This is a genomic window from Burkholderia pyrrocinia, from assembly GCF_018417535.1.
In the GTDB taxonomy this organism is placed as follows: Bacteria; Pseudomonadota; Gammaproteobacteria; order Burkholderiales; family Burkholderiaceae; genus Burkholderia; species Burkholderia pyrrocinia_E.
On the sequence record NZ_CP070977.1, the window covers coordinates 322,541 to 340,768 of the forward strand.

General features: G+C 69.3%; 17 protein-coding genes. 6 read left to right on the top strand and 11 right to left on the bottom strand.

All coding sequences use genetic code 11. The features are described from left to right. Positions 1-24: 24 nt before the first annotated feature. From JYG32_RS01560 to cysD, 5 genes are all read right to left on the bottom strand, one after another. Complete coding sequence (locus JYG32_RS01560; RefSeq protein ID WP_213264437.1) at positions 25-1,074, bottom strand: lactonase family protein; 1,050 nt, start codon at positions 1,072-1,074, stop codon at positions 25-27. Next, on the bottom strand, positions 1,061-2,428 hold the full coding sequence (locus tag JYG32_RS01565; protein ID WP_213264438.1) for an MFS transporter: 1,368 nt from the start codon (positions 2,426-2,428) through the stop codon (positions 1,061-1,063). Before JYG32_RS01565 ends, JYG32_RS01560 begins: the two co-directional genes overlap by 14 nt. Positions 2,429-2,722: 294 nt before the next feature. Beyond that, entirely contained in the window at positions 2,723-3,910 is a 1,188-nt protein-coding gene (locus JYG32_RS01570) for a helix-turn-helix transcriptional regulator (protein WP_213264439.1), read from the bottom strand. A gap of 130 nt (positions 3,911-4,040) precedes the next feature. Then, positions 4,041-5,933: a sulfate adenylyltransferase subunit CysN gene (gene cysN, locus JYG32_RS01575; RefSeq protein ID WP_213264440.1), complete on the bottom strand. Its 1,893-nt coding sequence runs from the start codon at positions 5,931-5,933 to the stop codon at positions 4,041-4,043. Further along, positions 5,933-6,829, bottom strand: a complete 897-nt coding sequence (gene cysD / locus JYG32_RS01580; protein ID WP_213264441.1) for a sulfate adenylyltransferase subunit CysD — start codon at positions 6,827-6,829, stop codon at positions 5,933-5,935. Before cysD ends, cysN begins: the two co-directional genes overlap by 1 nt. Positions 6,830-7,043: 214 nt before the next feature. Between cysD and JYG32_RS01585 the strand changes: the two genes are divergently transcribed. From JYG32_RS01585 to JYG32_RS01600, 4 genes are read left to right on the top strand one after another with little or no spacing between them, the layout of a single operon-like run. Continuing rightward, complete coding sequence (locus JYG32_RS01585) at positions 7,044-8,153, top strand: DUF1214 domain-containing protein (RefSeq protein ID WP_213264442.1); 1,110 nt, start codon at positions 7,044-7,046, stop codon at positions 8,151-8,153. Further along, positions 8,150-9,343, top strand: coding sequence for a sulfotransferase family protein (locus JYG32_RS01590; RefSeq protein WP_213264443.1), 1,194 nt, complete (start codon positions 8,150-8,152; stop codon positions 9,341-9,343). Before JYG32_RS01585 ends, JYG32_RS01590 begins: the two co-directional genes overlap by 4 nt. A 41-nt stretch (positions 9,344-9,384) precedes the next feature. Continuing rightward, positions 9,385-10,176, top strand: coding sequence for an SDR family oxidoreductase (locus tag JYG32_RS01595; RefSeq protein WP_213264444.1), 792 nt, complete (start codon positions 9,385-9,387; stop codon positions 10,174-10,176). 17 nt (positions 10,177-10,193) lie between these two features. Then, complete coding sequence (locus JYG32_RS01600; protein WP_213264445.1) at positions 10,194-11,174, top strand: acetyltransferase; 981 nt, start codon at positions 10,194-10,196, stop codon at positions 11,172-11,174. 103 nt (positions 11,175-11,277) lie between these two features. Here the strand turns inward: JYG32_RS01600 and JYG32_RS01605 are convergent, their stop codons facing one another. From JYG32_RS01605 to JYG32_RS01620, 5 genes are all read right to left on the bottom strand, one after another. Then, the gene (locus tag JYG32_RS01605; RefSeq protein WP_213264446.1) at positions 11,278-11,730 is read right to left on the bottom strand and encodes a nuclear transport factor 2 family protein; all 453 of its coding nucleotides are present in this window, start codon (positions 11,728-11,730) and stop codon (positions 11,278-11,280) included. A gap of 13 nt (positions 11,731-11,743) precedes the next feature. After that, on the bottom strand, positions 11,744-12,223 hold the full coding sequence (locus JYG32_RS01610) for an SRPBCC domain-containing protein (protein ID WP_213264447.1): 480 nt from the start codon (positions 12,221-12,223) through the stop codon (positions 11,744-11,746). Between the two features lie 293 nt (positions 12,224-12,516). Further along, positions 12,517-12,639, bottom strand: a complete 123-nt coding sequence (locus tag JYG32_RS39425; RefSeq protein WP_006478335.1) for a hypothetical protein — start codon at positions 12,637-12,639, stop codon at positions 12,517-12,519. Further along, positions 12,630-13,862 (bottom strand): MFS transporter, encoded by a 1,233-nt coding sequence (locus JYG32_RS01615; protein WP_213264448.1) that lies wholly within the window; start codon positions 13,860-13,862, stop codon positions 12,630-12,632. Before JYG32_RS01615 ends, JYG32_RS39425 begins: the two co-directional genes overlap by 10 nt. Before the next feature lie 186 nt (positions 13,863-14,048). Then, on the bottom strand, positions 14,049-14,990 hold the full coding sequence (locus tag JYG32_RS01620) for a LysR substrate-binding domain-containing protein (RefSeq protein WP_174384321.1): 942 nt from the start codon (positions 14,988-14,990) through the stop codon (positions 14,049-14,051). Positions 14,991-15,159: 169 nt separating this feature from the next. Between JYG32_RS01620 and JYG32_RS01625 the strand changes: the two genes are divergently transcribed. Further along, positions 15,160-16,200 (top strand): alpha/beta hydrolase family protein, encoded by a 1,041-nt coding sequence (locus JYG32_RS01625; protein WP_213264449.1) that lies wholly within the window; start codon positions 15,160-15,162, stop codon positions 16,198-16,200. 183 nt (positions 16,201-16,383) lie between these two features. Then, positions 16,384-17,139, top strand: a complete 756-nt coding sequence (locus JYG32_RS01630) for a 4'-phosphopantetheinyl transferase family protein (protein WP_213264450.1) — start codon at positions 16,384-16,386, stop codon at positions 17,137-17,139. Positions 17,140-17,160: 21 nt separating this feature from the next. On the opposite strand, the gene JYG32_RS01635 is transcribed toward JYG32_RS01630, so the two are convergent. After that, positions 17,161-18,081, bottom strand: a complete 921-nt coding sequence (locus JYG32_RS01635; RefSeq protein ID WP_213264451.1) for a glutamate/aspartate ABC transporter substrate-binding protein — start codon at positions 18,079-18,081, stop codon at positions 17,161-17,163. Positions 18,082-18,228 lie beyond the last annotated feature (147 nt).

Sequence of the window (18,228 nt, forward strand, 5' to 3'; positions counted from 1 at the left end):
GATCCTGCGCGCGGCGTTGTTTCGTCAGACGATCGCGACCCAGTTCGCGCCGCGCCCGCCCGGCGCCCGCGCATGCAGCGACAGCGTGCCGTCGTCCGGCGCGATCGCATAGACCGCCACGTGTTCCGACTGCTCGCCGCACGCGACGAGCCAGCGTCCCGACGGGTCGATCGCGAAGCCGCGCGGCTGCGTCTCGGTGGCCGTCGCGTGCGCGGGCTCGAACGTACCGTCGGCGGTGCGGCGATAGCAGAGCAACCGGCTCGACGTGCGTTCGCTGACATACGCGAAGCGCTCGTCGGGCGTCAGGTGCAGGTCGGCGGCCCAGACGGACGGTTCGGCGGGCGCGGGCGGCCGAGCATGGCCTTGCGCGAGTTCGGCGATGGCCGGGTGGCGCGCGCTGACGTGCGCGTCGCCGAGCCGGCCGGTGTCGAGGGCGCGCGCGAAGGTCGCGAGCGTGGCCTGGAATTCGCTGACGACGACGAGCGCGCGGCCGTCACGCGCGAATTGCAAGTGGCGCGGGCCGAAGCCGGCCGGCACGCGCGTTTCGCCGTGTTCGAGCGCACGCAGGCCGGCTGCGTCCTCGACGAGCGCGAAGCTGAACACGCGGTCCGAGCCGAGCGAACTGACGTACGCGAAACGATTGTCCGGCGACACGATCACCGCGTGCGCGTTCGCGATGCCGCCGGCCACCTGCAGCGGTGCGCCGTCGCCGTCGCGCACGCGCGCGGCGTCGTAGAGGCTCAGCGAATTCCCGCCGTACGACGCGCCGAGCAGCCAGCGGCCGCTGCGGTCGAGCGACAGGTACGCGTGGCTCGCGTCGATCGCCGTCGTGCCGATGCGTGCGAGCGCGCCCGTGGCAGGGGCGACCCGGAACGCGACGATCGTCGGCTGTTCGCCGCGCGTCGCGACGTAGAGCCGCGCGCGGTCGGCCTGTACGGCGATCGGCATCGCGACGTCGGCGGCCGGGTAGCGGGCGAGCGGCGCGAGCGTGCCGTCGCCCGTGAGGGAGAACGTGGCGAGATCGCCGTCGGCGGCATTCGAGACGACGACGGTCAGGCGGTCAGTGTTCGGCATGGCGGAGCATCGTAGCGTTCGTGAAGGACTCGTCGGCCGGCAGGCCGCGCGGCGGATCGCTGCGCCGGTGCGTGCGCGCGAACAGCGCGGCGCCCGCGGCGACGAGGGACGCGATCGCGAGCGCATACAGCCCGCCCGTGATCGAACCCGTATGTTGCTTCAGATAGCCGAATGCCGTCGGCGCGACGAAGCCGCCGAGGTTGCCGACCGAGTTGATCAGCGCGATCACGGCCGCGGCCACGCGCGTGTCGAGATAGCCTTGCGGGATCGGCCAGAACAGCGACGACGCAGCCTTGAAGCCCAGCGCGGCGAAGCAGATCGACGCGAACGACCAGACGGGATCGTGCGACGTCGACGCGAACAACCCGCATGCGGCGAGCACGAGCGCGAATGCGAGCCAGCGCTGCGGATGCTTCCACTTCGACGACAGCACCGCGAAGCAGTACATCGCGCCGATCGCGATCATCCACGGGATCGTGTTGTACAGGCCGACCTGGAAATCGGTGAGGCCGCCCATCTTGCGGATGATCGTCGGCAGCCAGAACGTGGCCGCGTAGATCGTCAACTGGATCGAGAAATACAGGAAGCAGAACAGCATGATCTGCGGATCGCGCAGCAGCGCGGCGGCGCGCACGGGCACGTTCGAGCGCACGTCGCGTGTCGCGCGTTCCGCGTCGAGCGCATTTTCGAGCGCCGCGCGCTCTTCGGCCGTGAGCCACGTCGCGTCGCGGATGTACGATTTCAGCAGCAGCCAGCTCGCGCCGCACAGCGCGACCGAGAACAGCCCTTCGATCAGGAACATCCATTGCCAGCCTTCGAGGCCGAAGCCGTGGATCGACAGCAGCGCGCCGGTGACGGGCCCGGACAGCACCGACGCGAACGCGGAGCCGCCGAGGAAGATCGCCATCGCCTTGCCGCGCTCCTGCGGCGGCAGCCATTGCGACAGGTACAGCACGACGCCGGGGAAGAAGCCGGCCTCGGCCGCGCCGAGCAGGAAGCGCAGCACATAGAACGACGTGTCGTTCCACACGAACGCCATCGCGGCCGCGACGATGCCCCACGTCGCCATGATCCGCGCGAGCCACACGCGTGCGCCGTAGCGCTGCATCAGCAGGTTCGACGGCACTTCGAACAGCGCATAGCCGACGAAGAACAGCCCGGCGCCGAGCCCGTACGCGGCCGCGCCGATACCGATCGACGCTTCGAGGTGGCGATCGACGAAACCGACGTTCACGCGGTCGATGTAGTTCGCAATGAACATGATTAGCACGAGCGGCAGCACATGCCACTTCACTTTCGAGACGGCGGACGCGAGCGGGTCGCGGCCTGGCAGGGCGGGCGAGGGCGGGTTCAACGGTGTCTCCGGTCGGGCGGCGGCGGACGGGGCGGCAGCCCGCATCGGCGTCGGTGTGGCGGTCTATGTAGTATGTCGTCGTATGACATGGTACGCCTGAGCACCGATGATGGCGTCGCGGGTATACCCGGAAATTTCCTAAATATTGGAGAATGTCATGAGGCTGGCGGGTTATTCGATCATGTCTGATGACGTATGACGTCAAATGAGATTGCGTCGATCGCCGGGTGCCCGGTCGCGACCCGCGTCGTGCGTCGGCCGCGCAGGCTCTCCGGCGGCCGCCGTGACGGCCCGCTACGCCATCGACACGACGCTGTTGAGCAGCGTCTTGACGAGCACGGCCTGTCGCGTCGCGCCCGTTTTCGCGAAGATGCCGCGCAGGTGCGCGCGCGCCGTGTTCTTCGTGATGCCCGTCGCGGCGGCCGCCTCGTCGAGCGTGAGCCCGTCGACGAGCAGCAGCGCGATTTCGGTCTCCATCGGCGTGAGCCGAAACAGCCGGTGCAGCATGTCGCGCGACGTTTGCGGCGACGACGCGGGATCGCGGACGAAGACCGCGACGGCCGGCCGGTGCTGGCGGTCCTCGGCGCCGCGATAGGGCGCGAGCGGGCGCAGCAGCACGCTCAACGGCATCGCGCCGCCGGGGCGCGACAGCGTGGTGGCTTCGATGCGCGCGAGCGCGCCCGCGCGGAAATGCTCGAGCGCGGCCTGCAGCGCCTTCTGCAGCCGGCGCTCGTCGAGCGGGCACGACGCGTGGAGCCGCTCCTGGCGCATGCACAGCCCGTCCTGCTGCTCGATCAGCCGCTCGGCGATGCGGTTGCGCTTGATCACGCGGCCGTCCTCGTCGACGATCGCGGTGCCGACATCGAGCCGGTCGACGGTGCCCGCGTACAGCGCGCGTTCGGCATCGAGCACGTCGAACGCCGCGTGCAGCTCGACCGCGCGCTGCAGGTGCGGCAGCAGCGTCGCGACCTGTGCGCACTCGGCCGCGTCGAAATCGCGGCCGCCGTGCGCGCGGCTCACGAAGAAAGCGCACTCGACGCCGCGTTCGCCGCGCAGGTTCGCGCCGAGGATGTAGCGCAGGTCGAGCGGCTGCAGGTACTGCCGGTAGAAATCGTGTGCGCGCCACGCGGTTTCGCCGAACAGCCGGTCGGCCGTGAAGACCTGGCCGGGCGGGTGATCGAGAAATGGGCACAGTGCATAGAACTGCTCGCTGTACGACGGCTCGCCGGGCAGCAGCGGGCCATGCGTCGACGCATTGATGATGAGCCCGTGCCGCGAGCCGCCCGGATTGCGCAGCACGAGCGTCGTGAAGCTCGCGTCGAGCCGCACGCGGACCGCTTCGAGAAAACCGGCCCACGGGGTCGCTTCCGACGGGCCCTGGTAGACGAGCCCGAGCCACGCGCTGAGTTCGCGTGCCGTCCACGCCGCGTCGTCGAAACCGTCGTGCGTGGCCGTGTCGCCGGGCGCCAGCGCGATCCGCATGCTCGTGTTCTCCTGGGTCGGGGTGAAGTGTTCCCGAACCAGCATACCGGCCGGCCGGCGGCCCGCGTCATCCGAACGGAGTAGATGACGCGGGCATGCGGGCAACCGCCGGGTTGCCCGTACACCGCGCTTACGCCGCGCGCTCGCGCAGCAGGTGCGCGACGATGCGGTCCGCCGCTTGTTCCGGCGACTCGGCCACCGTGTCGACGCGCAGCTCGGGCTGCGCGGGCGGCTCGTACGGCGAGTCGATGCCCGTGAAGTGCTTCAGCTCGCCGCGCCGCGCCTTCTTGTACAGGCCCTTCGGATCGCGTTCCTCGGCGACCGCGAGCGGCGTGTCGACGAACACTTCGACGAACTCGTCGGGGCCGACCAGCGCGCGCGCCATGTCGCGCTCCGCACGGAACGGCGAGATGAACGACACGAGCGTGATGAGCCCCGCGTCGAGCATCAGCCGCGCCACTTCGGCGACGCGCCGGATGTTCTCCACGCGATCGGCCTCGGTGAAGCCGAGATCGCGATTGAGCCCGTGCCGCACGTTGTCGCCGTCGAGCAGGTACGTGTGCCTGCCGAGCGCATGCAGCCGCTTTTCGACGAGGTTCGCGATCGTCGATTTGCCGGCGCCCGACAGCCCGGTCAGCCACACGATGCGCGGCGTCTGCGCCTTCTGCACCGCGCGCGCGTCGCGATCGACGTCGACGGCCTGCCAGTGCACGTTGTGCGCGCGGCGCAGCGCGAAGTGCAGCATCCCGGCACCGACCGTGTCGTTGGTGAAGCGGTCGATCACGATGAAGCCGCCGGTATGGCGGTTCCGGTCGTACGGATCGAACGCGACGGGCCGGTCGAAGCTCAGGTTGCACACGCCGATCTCGTTGAGCGCGAGCGTGCGCGCGGCGAGATGCTCGCGCGTGTTCACGTCGATCTTGTACTTCGGCGTCGCGCAGGACGCGCCGACCGTCTGCGTGCCGAGTTTCACGAGATACGGCCGGCCGGGCAGCAGCGGCTCGTCGTGCATCCACACGATGGTCGCCTCGAACTGGTCGGCCACTTCCGGCGGCGCGTCCGCGCGCGCGATCAGGTCGCCGCGGCTGACGTCGATCTCGTCGGCGAGCGTGAGCGTCACAGCGTCGCCGGCGCGCGCGATGTCGCTTTCGCCGCGCTGCGTGATCACCGACGCCACACGGCTCTCCTTGCCGGACGGCAGCACGCGCACGCGCTCGCCGACACGGATCTCGCCCGATGCGATGCTGCCCGCGTAGCCGCGGAAGTTCAGGTGCGGGCGGTTGACCCACTGCACGGGCAGCCGGAACGGCTCGTCGCGCGTCACACGCGCGGCGAGCGGCAGGCGGTCGAGATGCTGCATCAGCGTCGGGCCCGCGTACCACGGCATCTGCGCGCTCGGCACGATCACGTTGTCGCCGCGCAGCGCCGACATCGGGATGCTGACGATCTCCGCCAGCCCGAGCTCGGCCGCGAACGCGCGATAGTCGGCATCGATGCGCTCGAACACGGCCTGGTCGTAGTCGACGAGATCCATCTTGTTGATCGCGAGCACGACGCGCTTGATGCCGATCAGCGCGACGAGATGGCTGTGGCGGCGCGTCTGCGTGAGCACGCCCTTGCGCGCGTCGATCAGGATCACCGCGAGATCGGCGGTCGATGCGCCGGTGATCATGTTGCGCGTGTACTGTTCGTGGCCGGGCGTATCGGCGACGATGAACTTGCGTCGCGCGGTCGCGAAGAAGCGGTATGCGACGTCGATCGTGATCCCTTGCTCGCGCTCGGCCGACAGGCCGTCGACGAGCAGCGCGAAATCGAGTTCGCCGCCCTGCGTGCCGACCTTCTTCGAATCGGCCTCGAGCTGCGTGAGCTGGTCGTCGAACAGCATGTTCGATTCGTAGAGCAGGCGGCCGATCAGCGTGCTCTTGCCGTCGTCGACGCTGCCGCACGTGATGAAGCGCAGCAGGTCCCTGGTTTGCGCGTCGTCGTCGGCGCGCGCGTCGGGAGCGGTGAGTACGTGTGCCATCAGAAATATCCCTCCTGTTTCTTCTTTTCCATCGAGCCGGCCGAATCGCTGTCGATCAGGCGCCCCTGGCGCTCGGACGTGCGCGTCTCGCGCATCTCCTGCAGGACGTCGTCGAGCGTCGTCGCATCGCTGTCGATCGCACCCGTCAGCGGATAACAGCCGAGCGTGCGAAAGCGCACCTTGCGCATCCGCGGCACTTCGCCTTCGCGCAATGGCAAACGTTCGTCGTCGACCATGATCAGCGCGCCGTCGCGTTCGACGACAGGGCGTTCCTTCGCGAAGTAGAGCGGCACGATCGGGATGTCGTGAAGCTGGATGTACTGCCAGATGTCGAGTTCGGTCCAGTTCGAGATCGGGAACACGCGCAGGCTTTCGCCTTTGCGCTTGCGCGCGTTGTACAGCGACCAGAGTTCGGGACGCTGGCGCTTCGGGTCCCAGCGGTGCTGTTCGGAGCGCAGCGACACGATGCGTTCCTTCGCGCGCGATTTCTCCTCGTCGCGGCGCGCGCCGCCGAACGCGGCGTCGAAGCCGTAGTGATCGAGCGCCTGCTTGAGCCCCTGCGTCTTCCACACGTCGGTGTGCACGGCCGAGCCGTGCGTGAACGGATTGACGTAGTTCGCGACGCCTTCGGGGTTGATGTGCACGCGCAGGTCGAGGCCGAGGCGCTCGGCCGTCTCGTCGCGAAACGCGATCATCTCGCGGAATTTCCACGTCGTATCGACGTGCAGCAGCGGAAAGGGCGGCTTCGCCGGGTAGAACGCCTTCATCGCGAGATGCAGCATGACCGAGCTGTCCTTGCCGATCGAATACAGCATCACCGGGTTCTCGCTCTCCGCGACCACCTCGCGCATGATGTGGATGCTTTCGGCCTCCAGCCGCTCCAAGTGGGTCAACATCGTTCGTCTCCTTGTTTCATGCCGGCGCCGCGCGACATGTGCGGCGTTTCGTGCATGACGCCAACGGTATCGAGCAGGGGGCGTACTGCTCTTCGTCCGGGTGGACTAAGAGGCGACCTGGCGGCACAGCGGATCTTTCCTTAGTCCACCCGGACGAAGTGGCGCGCGACGCAGGCGCTTAAGGTGAGCGCTCGACCATCGGCGGAGACGACACATGACGGACGACACACGTGCCACGCAATTGCTTTCGGGCCAGACCTGGGCCGATTTCTGCGACACCCTGAAACGCAGCGGACAACAGATCCTGCGCGCCGACGCGCCGGACGATCCGCTGACGCGCGCGGAAGGGTTCCGCTACCTGAGCCGGCTGATGCGCATCGCGCTGGAAATGCACGTCGAATTCGCGGACGGCGCATGGCCGGGCTTCTTCTCGCCGTCGCACGAGACCGCGAAGATCGGCGCCGACAATCCCGACAACCTGTACCAGTACGCACGCCTCGACGGCCGCTGCGAATACCGCGTGACGGGGCGGCGCGGCACGGTCGCGTACTTGAGCTTCGGCACGCAGAAGGGCGGCTACGAGACCGACGGCAAGATGCTGCAGACGGGCTTTCTCGATGCGAAGCAGCTCGCGCTCGCGCCGGACGGCAGCTTCGAGATCGTGCTGAGCGAAACGCCGCGCGCGGGCAACTGGGTGCGCATGGAGCCCGGCACCAACGCGCTGCTGGTGCGCCAGACCTTCCTCGACCGGCGTGCGGAGACGCCCGCGCAACTGAAGATCGAGCGTATCGGCGCCGAGGATCGGCCGGCGCCGCTCGACCCGGTCGTGCTGCAGGGTGGCCTCACGCGCGCCGCGCAGTTCGTCGAGCAGACGTCGAAGCTGTTCGCCGACTGGGCCGCGAGCTACCGGTCGCACGTGAACGCGCTGCCGCCCGCCGACCAAGCGCTGTGCCAGTCGGTCGGCGGCGACCCGAACATCTACTACTACCACTCGAGCTGGTCGCTGGCCGACGACGAAGCGCTCGTGATCGACGTCGACACGATGCCCGACTGCGATTTCTGGAACGTACAGCTCAACAACTACTGGATGGAGTCGCTCGACTACCGGCACTTCGACGTCTGCGTGAACAAGCACAGCGCGCGGCTGAATGCCGACGGCGGCGTGACGGTGGTCGTCGCGGCAGCACGGCCGGGCGATGCGAACTGGCTCGATACGGCCGGGCACCGGGCGGGCACGATCTGCTGGCGCTGGGTCGGCGCCGCGCGACCCGTGCATCCGCGCACGCGCGTCGTCAAGCTCGCCACGCTGAAGGAGGCTGCATGAACGCGCCGCTCGACCGGATCCGCACGCTGCTCGCCGCGGACGGGCTGATCGCCGAGGCCGTGTCGCGCACGGGCGGGCTCACCGCGTTCGGCGACGGGCCGTATCGCGAGGCGCTCGACGTGATGTGCGCGTCGCTGATCGACGAAGCGAGGCTGTCCGCGCGCGGCGCGGAGATGATGCGCGAGAAGCTCGTCGGCCAGCTCGTGAACCGGCTCGTCGTCGAGGATTACTTCCGGCGTCATCCGGAGATCGCGGACATTGCGATCGACGATCCGCTCGTGATCGTCGGCCTGCCGCGCACGGGCACGACGCTGCTGCAGCGGCTGCTGGCCGTCGACCGGCGCTTTCATTCGGCGGCGTGGTGGGAGACGCGCTATCCGGCGCCGCTCGCCGGCGAGACGCTCGACGCGCCGACCGTGCGCATCGCGCGTGCGCAGGCCGAGGTCGCGACGATGATCGACTGCATCCCGCAGATCCTGGCGATCCATCCGCTCGACGCGATGCTCGCCGACGAGGAGTTCATGCTGATGGAGCACTCGTTCGTGTGCGCGATGGATTCGTACGCGAACGTGCCGTGCTATACGGCGTGGCTCGCGCAGCAGGATCTCACGCCGGTCTACACGTACCTGAAGCGGATGCTGCAGTTCCTGCAGTGGCAGAAGGCGCGGCGCGGCGTTGCGCCGGCCGAGCGCTGGCTGCTGAAGACGCCGCAGCACCTGCATGCGCTCGACGTGCTGTGCCGCGTGTTTCCGCGTGCGCGGGTCGTGCTCACGCACCGCGACCCGGCGCAGACGATTCCGTCGATGGCGAGCATGGCGCACACGCTGTGGCAGATGTATGCGGACGACCCGGATCCGCTCGCCGTCGGCGCGCAGTGGAACGCGGGGATGGCGCGTGCGATAGGCGCGGCGATGGCCGCGCGCGACGCGCTGCCGGCCGACCGGTTCCTCGACGTGCGTTTCGAGGACACCGTAGCGAATCCGCTCGGCGTTGCGCAAGCCGTGTACCGCTTCGCCGGCATGTCGCTCGATGCGCGGCAGCGTGCGGCGATGACGGACTGGATGGCGCGCAACGGCCGCGACAAGCGCGCCGCGCACGACTATTCGATCGCGCGCTTCGGCTTCACCGATGCGCAGCTCGCGCGCGACTTCGCCGCGTATCGCACGCGGCACCTGCGGGCGGCCGGTTGACGGCCGCACCCGCGACACGAACGACAACCAGGAGACAACCCATGTTGCTGAAAGACAAGATCGTCGTGATTTCCGGGATTGGCCCGGGGCTTGGCGTGAAGCTCGCCATCGAGGCCGCGCGCGAGGGGGCGCGCGGCGTGGTCGTCGCGGCGCGTACGATGGAGAAGCTCGACGACGCCGACGCGCGGATTCGCTCACTCGGCGTCGACTGCGACGTGCTGAAGGTGAAGACCGACATCACCGATCGCGCGCAATGCCGGCAGCTCGCGACGCAGGCCGTCGAGCGCTTCGGCCGGATCGATGCGCTCGTGAACAGCGCGTTCGTGCACGGCACGTTTCCAGAGCCGGTCGAGGAAGCCGATCTCGACGGCTGGCGTGCGGTGTTCGACACCAACGTGTTCGGCACGATGGCGCTCACGCAGGAGGTCGTGCCGCACATGAAGCGCGAGAAGCGCGGCGCGATCGTGATGATCAACACGCAGGCGACTCGCAAGCCTTTTGCAGGGGAAGGCGGCTACGCTGTATCGAAGGGAGCGCTCGCGGTTGCGGCAAAATACCTGGCGCGCGAACTCGGCGTGCACGGCATCCGCGCGAACAGCATCCACATGGGCTGGATGTGGGGCGTGCCGACGCAGGCGTATTTCCGGCAGGCGGCTGCGGAATACGGGTTGACGGAAGAACAGATCATCGCGCCGATCGCGTCGAACATCGCGCTCGCGAAGCTGCCGACCGACGACGATTGCGCGCGTGCGGCGCTGTTTCTCGCGTCGGACTACGCGAACGCGGTGACGGGCGCGACGCTCGACGCGAACGGCGGCGATTTCATGCCCTGACGATGGAGCAAAGGATCATGCAGGACAACCATGACGCGCGGCATTTCTTTGCGTTCAACGGCGACGCGGACGGCCTGTGCGCGCTTCAGCAACTGCGGCTCGCGGAAGGCGTGCGCGGCACGCTCGTGACCGGCGTGAAACGCGATATCAAGCTGCTCGAGCGGATCGATGCACGTGCGGGCGACATCGTGACCGTCCTCGACGTATCGCACGACCAGAACCGCGACGCGTGCGCACGGCTGCTGCGCGAAGGCGCGACGGTCCGCTATTTCGACCACCACTTCGCGGGCGAGCTGCCCGACGATCCGCGCTTCGACGCGCATATCGACACGGCGGCCGACGTCTGCACGAGCGCGCTCGTGAACCGCTATCTCGGCGGCCGGTACGTGCGCTGGGCGATCGTCGCGGCATTCGGCGACGAATTGCCGGCACTTGGCAACGCACTTGCGCGCGAGCACGGGATCGACGAGGCCGGGCGCTGCACGCTCGCGGAACTCGGGCTCTACCTGAACTACAACGCGTACGGCGATTGCGTCGGCGATCTGCACTTCGATCCGGCGGTGCTCGCCGACGCGATGCTGCCGTGCGTCGATCCGCTCGATTTCGTGCGCGAGACCGCCGTGTTTGCCGCGCTGCGCGACGGCTACCGCGACGACATGGCGCGCGCGTGCGCGCTCGCGCCGCTGCGCGAGGTGCCGGGCGCGACGCTGGTGCGGATGCCCGATCAACCGTGGGCGCGGCGTGCGACGGGGATGCTCGCGAACGAGCGGATGCGCAACGCGCCGCATGCTGCGCTCGCGGTGCTGTCGCCGCGCGCCGACGGCGGGCTCGTCGTCAGCGTGCGCGTGCCCGACGGGCGGCCGCTCGGCGCCGACGAGTTCTGCCGCGGCTTTGCGACCGGTGGCGGGCGCAAGCGCGCGGGCGGCATCAACCATCTGCCGGAAACCGAGTTCGACGCGTTCGCCGAGCGATTCGAAGCGGCGTTCCGGCTCGATTGACGCAGCGATGGCGACGCGCGCGCCGTGCAGCAATCGCACGGCGCGTGTCGTGGCCAGATCAACCGGATCAACCGGATCAACCGGATCAACCGGATCAACCGGATCAGCCGGTCGCGCCCGCGAGCGCGGCCGGCACGTTGTGGCTGTAGCAGCGCTCCTCGACGCGCTCGGCGATGCGCCAGCCCTGCGCGGTCCGCACGAACCGGTCGACGTACCACAGCCCGAGAAACATCACCTGTGTGCCGCCGTCGGGCAGCGCGACTTCCATCGGATTGAAGCAGATCGTGCGGCCGCGCGCGGTGTCGCCGTCGAGCCGGATCGACAGGTTGCCGACCATGTGCTGGTACTGCGGAAACTGCGGCAGCACGGCGCGCAGCCACGCCTTCACGTCCGGATAACCGCCGGCGATGCCGCCCATCGCGCGATAGTCGATCGCCGCGTCGGGTGTGAACACCGCATCGAGCGCGTCGAAGTCTCGCATGTCGATCGCGTTCGAATACGCGACGATCAGTTCGCGGATGTCGTGATGGTCGGACAGTGTTTGCAGATCGGGCATTCGCCGCTCCCGGTCACGCACTGTTGCGCCGGCGTGCCGCATGCAGCGCTTCGGCGCGCTGCTTCACGTCGCGCGCACACTGGTCGAAGCCCTGTTTCACCCACGCGCCGTGGTTCTGCATGATCGTGTCCGCATTGACGCCGAGGAACTGGTCGGTCGTGAAGTAACGGCAGCGTTCCGGGCCGTTCGCGTCGATGTACTGGTCGCGGCGCGCGGCGTCCCTGTTGTCGTCGGTCGGGCGCTGCTCCCACGACAGCAGGCGCTCGGGCTCATAGGCGACGAGGATCTCGTTGACGGGAATCACGGTCTCCGTGCCCGGGATGCGAACCTGCATGTGCACGAAATCGCCGAGCTTGCCGGTCGTTTCGAAGCCGACGCAGAACGTGTTCCATTCGCCGTAGCGCGGGAAGTCGGTCAGCACTTCCCACACGACGGAAGCCGGCGCGTCGATGTCGACGGTGATCGAGGTGACGAGATTCGAGGGTTTGGTCATGGCGGCGTATCGGGTGAGGCTGCGGCACCCGGGTGGCCGGGCGCCGCAGCGGTCGGAAGGATTCGCGCCGGCATCGGCCGGCGCGCGTGATGGGTGCGGAGCGGGACGCGCGGTGCCGGTCGCGGTCGGCACGTGCCGCGCAGCGCGGTGCACCCGACATCGAGCGTAGGCCGGCGGACGCGACGAAGAATCGTCGGAACGGACTAAGGCGTTTCACCGGGCGCGCGCTCGATGCGCTGGCCGCATTGCCGAAGCGTCGCTGACGGTCGGCCCGCGCGGCGCGGTTCGCTGCGTCAGTTGCAGAACGCAACGTGTTCGAGCAGCGCGTACGCAACGCCCGAATCGAAGTAGGCCGCGCCGCACCACGCGACGAACGCGAGCGTGCCGGCCGCCAGCGCCGCGCGGATCATGCCCATGCCGCGTTGCCCGACGCTGGACGCACAACGCGCGCGTCGTCGATCGGCAGGTGCAGGAGCGCCGCAAGCACGCCGAGCGCGATCGAGCCGATCCACAGCGGCAGGTACGAATGCGTCGCGTCGTACACGATCGCACCGAGCCACACGCCGAAGAAACTGCCGAGCTGGTGTCCGAAGAACACGAAACCGAACAGCGTCGCGATGTAGCGCACGCCGAACACCTGCGAGATCACGCCGTTCGTCAGTGGCACCGTGCCGAGCCACGTGAATCCCATCACGGCCGCGAACACATGGACGCTCGCGGGCGACAGCGGCGCGGCGACGAACGCAGCCATCGCGAGCGCACGCACGAGGTACAGCACCGACAGCACGTACTTGCGCCGCAGCAGCCCGCCGAGGTGGCCGCACGCATAGGTGCCGGCCACGTTGGTCAATGCGATCAGCGCGAGCGCGACGCTCGCGTGGCGCGCCGGCAGCCCGTGGTCGAGCAGGTACGCGGGCAGGTGTGTCGCGATGAACGCGAGCTGGAAGCCGCACGCGAAGAAGCCGGCGTTCAGCAGCCAGAAACCGCGATGCGCGAACGCCTCGCGCACCGCTTCGCCGATCGACTGGTCGGGGCCGGCGGCGGCGCCGGCCGCGTGCGCGGGTCGGTCGCGCAGCAGTACGGCGAGCGGCGCGAGCAGCGCCGCGACGAGCGCCAGCGTGATGAACGCATGCCGCCAGCCGACACCGCCGATCTGTTCCTGCGCCACGGGCACCATGCAGAACTGGCCGAGCCCGCCGATCGCGCCGGCGACGCCGAGCGCCCAGCCGCGCCGGTCAGGCGGAAACAGGCGACTCAGCGCGCCGTAGATCGATGCGAACGCCGAGCCCGACAGTGCGATGCCGATCACGAGCCCGGCGCCGACCGTGAACATGCCGGTCGACGCCGCGTGCGCCATCGTGACGAGCCCGGCCGCATACAGCAGCATCCCGGCGACGATCACGCGCACCGAACCGAAGCGGTCGGCGACCATCCCCGTGAACGGCTGCGCGACACCCCAGACCAGGTTTTGCAGCGCCAGTGCGAGCCCGAACGCTTCGCGCGACCAGCCGTGGTCGAGCGACACGGGCGCGAGGAACAGGCCCTGCACGTGGCGGATGCCGAGCGCGGCGCCCATGATCAGGCCGCCCGCCAGCACGGGCAGCCAGCGGCGTCGGACTTCCTGCTCGATCGGGGTCATGCGTGTCTCCGGATGAAGGCGCGCGGCGAAACGGCCGCGCTCGATCCGATTAGACGATCGGGCCCGGCGTCGCTCAAGCGATCATTCGGTCAGGTTGGCATGCGCGCGGGGAATGCGACGGGGTGTGAACGGGCGGTGCGGCCGTGGCCGGCCGTGATCCGGTTCATCCGGAAAGCAGGCACTGGCTTATGCCGACGCCGTGTCGTGCGCGCGCATCGCGGTATCGCATTCGGCCGCTTCGGCGAGCATCCAGTCGCGCACGTCGGCGACTTCGCGGCGCGGGGCCGGATCGTGCTGGAACAGCCAGTAGCCGTACGCATCCGACAGCGCCTGCGTGTGCGGCCCGAGCACCGCGAGCCGCCCGTCCGCGAGCATCGGTGCGACCAGCGCGAGCCGGCCGAGCGCGACACCCTGGCCCGCGATCGCGGCCTGGATCACCTGGTCGTACTGGTTGAAGCGCAGCACGCCTTTCGGGCGCGCGTCGCCGAGCCCGGCCGCGTGCAGGTGCGCGCGCCATTGCAATTGCGGTTGCGGCGGCCCGTCGAATTCGAGCAGCACGTGCTCGGCGATCGCGGCCGCGCTCGTGACCGGCCGCGCGGCGAGCGCGGGATGCGCGACCGGCACGACGATCTCGTCGAACAGGCGCAGCGCGCCGGCCGGCGCACGGTCGCGCGGGCAATAGCGGATGCCGAGGTCGATGCCTTCGGCGCGCAAATCGAGTACCTTGTCGTTCGCGGCGACGCGCAGGTCGATCTCGGGCAGGCGCGCCTGCAGCCGCCCGAGCCGCGGCAGCAGCCACAGCGCGGTGACGCCGATGCTCGCGGTGATCGTGACCGGCTGGCGTTCGCGCGCGGCGGCGAGCGACGCGACGGTGTCCTGCAGGCTGTGCAGCGCCGCATCCGCGACGCGGAACAGCCGCTCGCCTTCCGGCGTGAACGCGATCTTCCGGTAGCCGCGCTGCAGCAGCGCGACGCCGAGATGCGCTTCGAGCGCATGTACCTGGCGGCTGACCGCCGACTGCGTGACGCACAGGTCCTGCGCGGCGAGCGTGATGCTCATGCGGCGGCCGACCGCGACGAAACCGCGGACGAGGTCGAGCGACGGGAGACGGACGAGAGGCGTTGACATGCGCGTGACTCATGCGAACGGAGCAGCAAGATTGGTTGAGATCGCGACACGCGTCAAGTTCAATGGAGGCTGGCCGATGGGCGCGGGCGGCGGCTCGCGCCGGCCCGGAGCGCGAAGCATGGGGCCGGAGTAAGTGCTAAAGCGCTAACTCTGGCCGACAGGAGACAGGATGACGAGTTCGAACGAAGGAAGCGGGGCGGCACAGGGCAGTCGCACGGCGGGTGCATTGCCGCCCGAGCCCGTGACGCTGCGCGCTGCCGACGGTTATGCATTGCGCGGCCATGTGTGGCGCCATCGCGGCGGCGGTGCGGTGCGGCCCGTGACGGTCGTCAATTGCGCGACGTCGGTGCGCTGCGACTATTACTTCCGTTTCGCGGCCTGGCTGTTCGCGCAGGGGCGCGACGTGCTCGTCTACGACTATCGCGGCATCGGCGGGTCGCGTCCGGCGCAGCTCGCGAAGCTGCGCGCGAGCTGGCTCGACTGGGGGCGGCTCGACTGCGAAGCCGCGCTGCAGTACGCGCGCGACGCGTTTCCAGGGCAGCCGCTCGACGTCGTTGCGCACAGCATCGGCGGCTGCGTGCTCGGGCTCGCGGCATCGAACGTGCATGTGCGGCACGCGGTGACCGTCGGTGCGCAGTATGCGTACTGGCGCGATTACCTGCCGGCCGAGCGGCGCAGCATGTGGTGGAAGTGGCACGTTGCGATGCCGGCGCTTGCGGCCGTGTTCGGCTACGTGCCCGCGAAGCGGTTCGGCTGGATGGAAGACACGCCGCGCGGCGTCGCGCTGTCGTGGGCGCGTTCGCAGCCGCGTTTCGAGGATGGCTACATCGGCGGCGTGCTCGACCAAAGCGCCGTGAGCCGTGCGGCGCTGCCGGCGTGCTTCGCGGGGTTGTCTGCGCCGATGCTCGCGATCGGCGTCGACGACGACGCGTTCGGCACGGTCGACGCGATCGAGCGGCTGGTCGGCTACTACACGGGCAGTGACGTCACGCACCTGCGGATCGCGCCGGCCGACATCGGCGTCGACGCGATCGGCCATTTCGCGTTTTTCCACAGCCGCTTCACCGACACGCTGTGGCCCGTCGCGCTGTACTGGCTGCAACACGGCGTGCTGCCGGCCGATGCGCCGGGCAGCGTGCACGCGCTGCATCCGGCGTCGCGCACCCGGGTGACGGACAGCGGCGTGCCGGGCGTTGCCGCGAACGGGTGACGCGGGGCGACCGCGCAACGCGGCACATGTGCGGCACGTTACGGTGCGCGGCCTTCGAATGTCGTTCGTGAAGAATCCCTCATTCGATGCGTGCGCGGCAAGACGCACACACGCCGGTTCGTGCGCCGGCGCGATCGATTAACATCGGACGTTTCATTCCACAGCACAGGTCGCCGCGTGCCGATGTCCATTCCGTTCGATTCCGCTTCCCCGGCCGAAACACCCCGTGCGTGGCGCATGCATGCGCTCGACGTGCCGGCCGCCGCGTCCCGTGCCGGCGTGCGGATCGCGCGCGTCGATTTCGACTGGCGCGTGCCGCTGGCGTCGCCCGCGTATGCGGCGCTCAGCGATGACGAACGGGCGCGTGCCGCACGCTTCATGCGGCACGAGGATGCGGTGCGCAGCGCCGCGACGCGCGCCGCGCTGCGCGACGTGCTCGGCGCGGCCCTCGGTGTCGCGCCGCACGCGGTCGCGATCGTCGTCGACGAAGCGGGGCGGCCGTCGCCGGACCCCGCGCATCGCATGACGCTCGATTTCAACGTGTCGCACGCGGGCGATCACGCGCTGCTCGCGTGGGCGCCCGCGGGCCGCGTCGGCGTCGACATCGAATCCTGCAGCCGCACGGCCGACTGGCGTGCGCTGACGCGCGAAGTCTGCGCGCCGGCCGAGGCCGCGTATCTCGACGGCGTGCCGCCCGACGCGCGCGCACGCGAATTCATGCGGGTCTGGGCCGCGAAGGAGGCGCTGCTCAAGGCGCTCGGCACCGGCATCGTCGGCGGGCTGCGCGCGTTCGCGGTCGTGCCGCCGCGCGATGCGGCGACCCCCGCGACGACGATCGTCGAGCCGGCCGCGCCCGCCGCCGGCGTCGCGGCGTTCGATGCCGCGTGGCTCGACGCGGCGCCCGGCTACGCGGCGTGCGTCGCGTGGACGCGCGTGTGAGCCGGCGTCAGCGCGCGGCGTTCATTCGAGCGGCGTGTCGTTCGGCGCCGCGTAGCGCGTCCTGATCACGTCGCTCATCGGGAAGTCGAACGACAGCCCCTTCGGCGGCACCGGCTTCATGAACCACTTGTCGTACAGCGCGTTGATCTCGCCGCTCTTCATCAGTTGCACGAGCACGCCGTCGACGAGCGCCTTGAACTGCGGATCGTCCTTGCGCAGCATGAACCCGTAGGCTTCCGACGACTGCGGCGTGCCGGCGATCTGCCAGTCGGCCGGCTTCGCGGCGAGCTGGCGCGCGCCCGCGAGCAGCACGTCGTCCATCATGTACGCGGCCGCGCGGCCCGATTCGAGCGTGAGGCGTCCCTCGCCGTAGTCCTTCGCGCTGATGATCTGCATGTTCATCTTCCTTTCCTCGTTCATCTTGCGCAGCAGGCGTTCGGACGTCGTGCCCTGGTTCGTCACGACCGTCTTGCCGGCGAGGTCGGGGAAATCGCGGATGCCCGACGTCGTGCGCGTGAGGAGGCGCGTCGTCGCGACGAAGAAAGTCGTCGAGAACGCGACCTGCGCATGGCGCGCGGCGAGGTTGGTCGTCACGCCGCATTCGAGATCGACGGTGCCGTTCTGCACGAGCGGGATGCGGTTCTGCGACGTGACGGGGATGAAGCGCACCTGCAGCTCGGGCTTGCCGGTGCGCGCCTTCACCGCGGCGATCACGCGATCGCACAGGTCCTGCGAGAAGCCGACCACCTTGCCGCTCGCGTCGACATAGGAGAACGGCACCGACGTCTCGCGATGGCCGATCGAGATCAGGTTGGCCTGCCGGATCTTGTCGAGCGTGCCCGACAGCGGCTCGGCGGCGAGCGACGCGCCGCACGCGAGCGCGCACGTGGCGACGAGCAGGCTGCGGCTGAGCAGGGCGGCGAACCGCGGCGGGAAGTTCATGACGGGATCTCCTTGTCGAAGTGTGATCCGTATGTTGCCAAAGACAAAATAATTGCAACATATGTTAATGCTCGGACCCCGCCGGCCGGTCCGGCGGGCCGCGCCGGGCATCAGGGAAACTCCCGAGTCGAAATCGGTGAAAAACGG

Coding starts and splice junctions, on each gene's coding strand:
- JYG32_RS01560 (WP_213264437.1), bottom strand. CDS start 1,074: ATGCCGAACACTGACCGCCTGACCGTCGTCGTCTCGAATGCCGCCGAC.
- JYG32_RS01570 (WP_213264439.1), bottom strand. CDS start 3,910: ATGCGGATCGCGCTGGCGCCCGGCGACACGGCCACGCACGACGGTTTC.
- cysN (WP_213264440.1), bottom strand. CDS start 5,933: ATGGCACACGTACTCACCGCTCCCGACGCGCGCGCCGACGACGACGCG.
- cysD (WP_213264441.1), bottom strand. CDS start 6,829: ATGTTGACCCACTTGGAGCGGCTGGAGGCCGAAAGCATCCACATCATG.
- JYG32_RS01585 (WP_213264442.1), top strand. CDS start 7,044: ATGACGGACGACACACGTGCCACGCAATTGCTTTCGGGCCAGACCTGG.
- JYG32_RS01590 (WP_213264443.1), top strand. CDS start 8,150: ATGAACGCGCCGCTCGACCGGATCCGCACGCTGCTCGCCGCGGACGGG.
- JYG32_RS01595 (WP_213264444.1), top strand. CDS start 9,385: ATGTTGCTGAAAGACAAGATCGTCGTGATTTCCGGGATTGGCCCGGGG.
- JYG32_RS01600 (WP_213264445.1), top strand. CDS start 10,194: ATGCAGGACAACCATGACGCGCGGCATTTCTTTGCGTTCAACGGCGAC.
- JYG32_RS01605 (WP_213264446.1), bottom strand. CDS start 11,730: ATGCCCGATCTGCAAACACTGTCCGACCATCACGACATCCGCGAACTG.
- JYG32_RS01610 (WP_213264447.1), bottom strand. CDS start 12,223: ATGACCAAACCCTCGAATCTCGTCACCTCGATCACCGTCGACATCGAC.
- JYG32_RS39425 (WP_006478335.1), bottom strand. CDS start 12,639: ATGGGCATGATCCGCGCGGCGCTGGCGGCCGGCACGCTCGCGTTCGTC.
- JYG32_RS01615 (WP_213264448.1), bottom strand. CDS start 13,862: ATGACCCCGATCGAGCAGGAAGTCCGACGCCGCTGGCTGCCCGTGCTG.
- JYG32_RS01620 (WP_174384321.1), bottom strand. CDS start 14,990: ATGTCAACGCCTCTCGTCCGTCTCCCGTCGCTCGACCTCGTCCGCGGT.
- JYG32_RS01625 (WP_213264449.1), top strand. CDS start 15,160: ATGACGAGTTCGAACGAAGGAAGCGGGGCGGCACAGGGCAGTCGCACG.
- JYG32_RS01630 (WP_213264450.1), top strand. CDS start 16,384: ATGTCCATTCCGTTCGATTCCGCTTCCCCGGCCGAAACACCCCGTGCG.
- JYG32_RS01635 (WP_213264451.1), bottom strand. CDS start 18,081: ATGAACTTCCCGCCGCGGTTCGCCGCCCTGCTCAGCCGCAGCCTGCTC.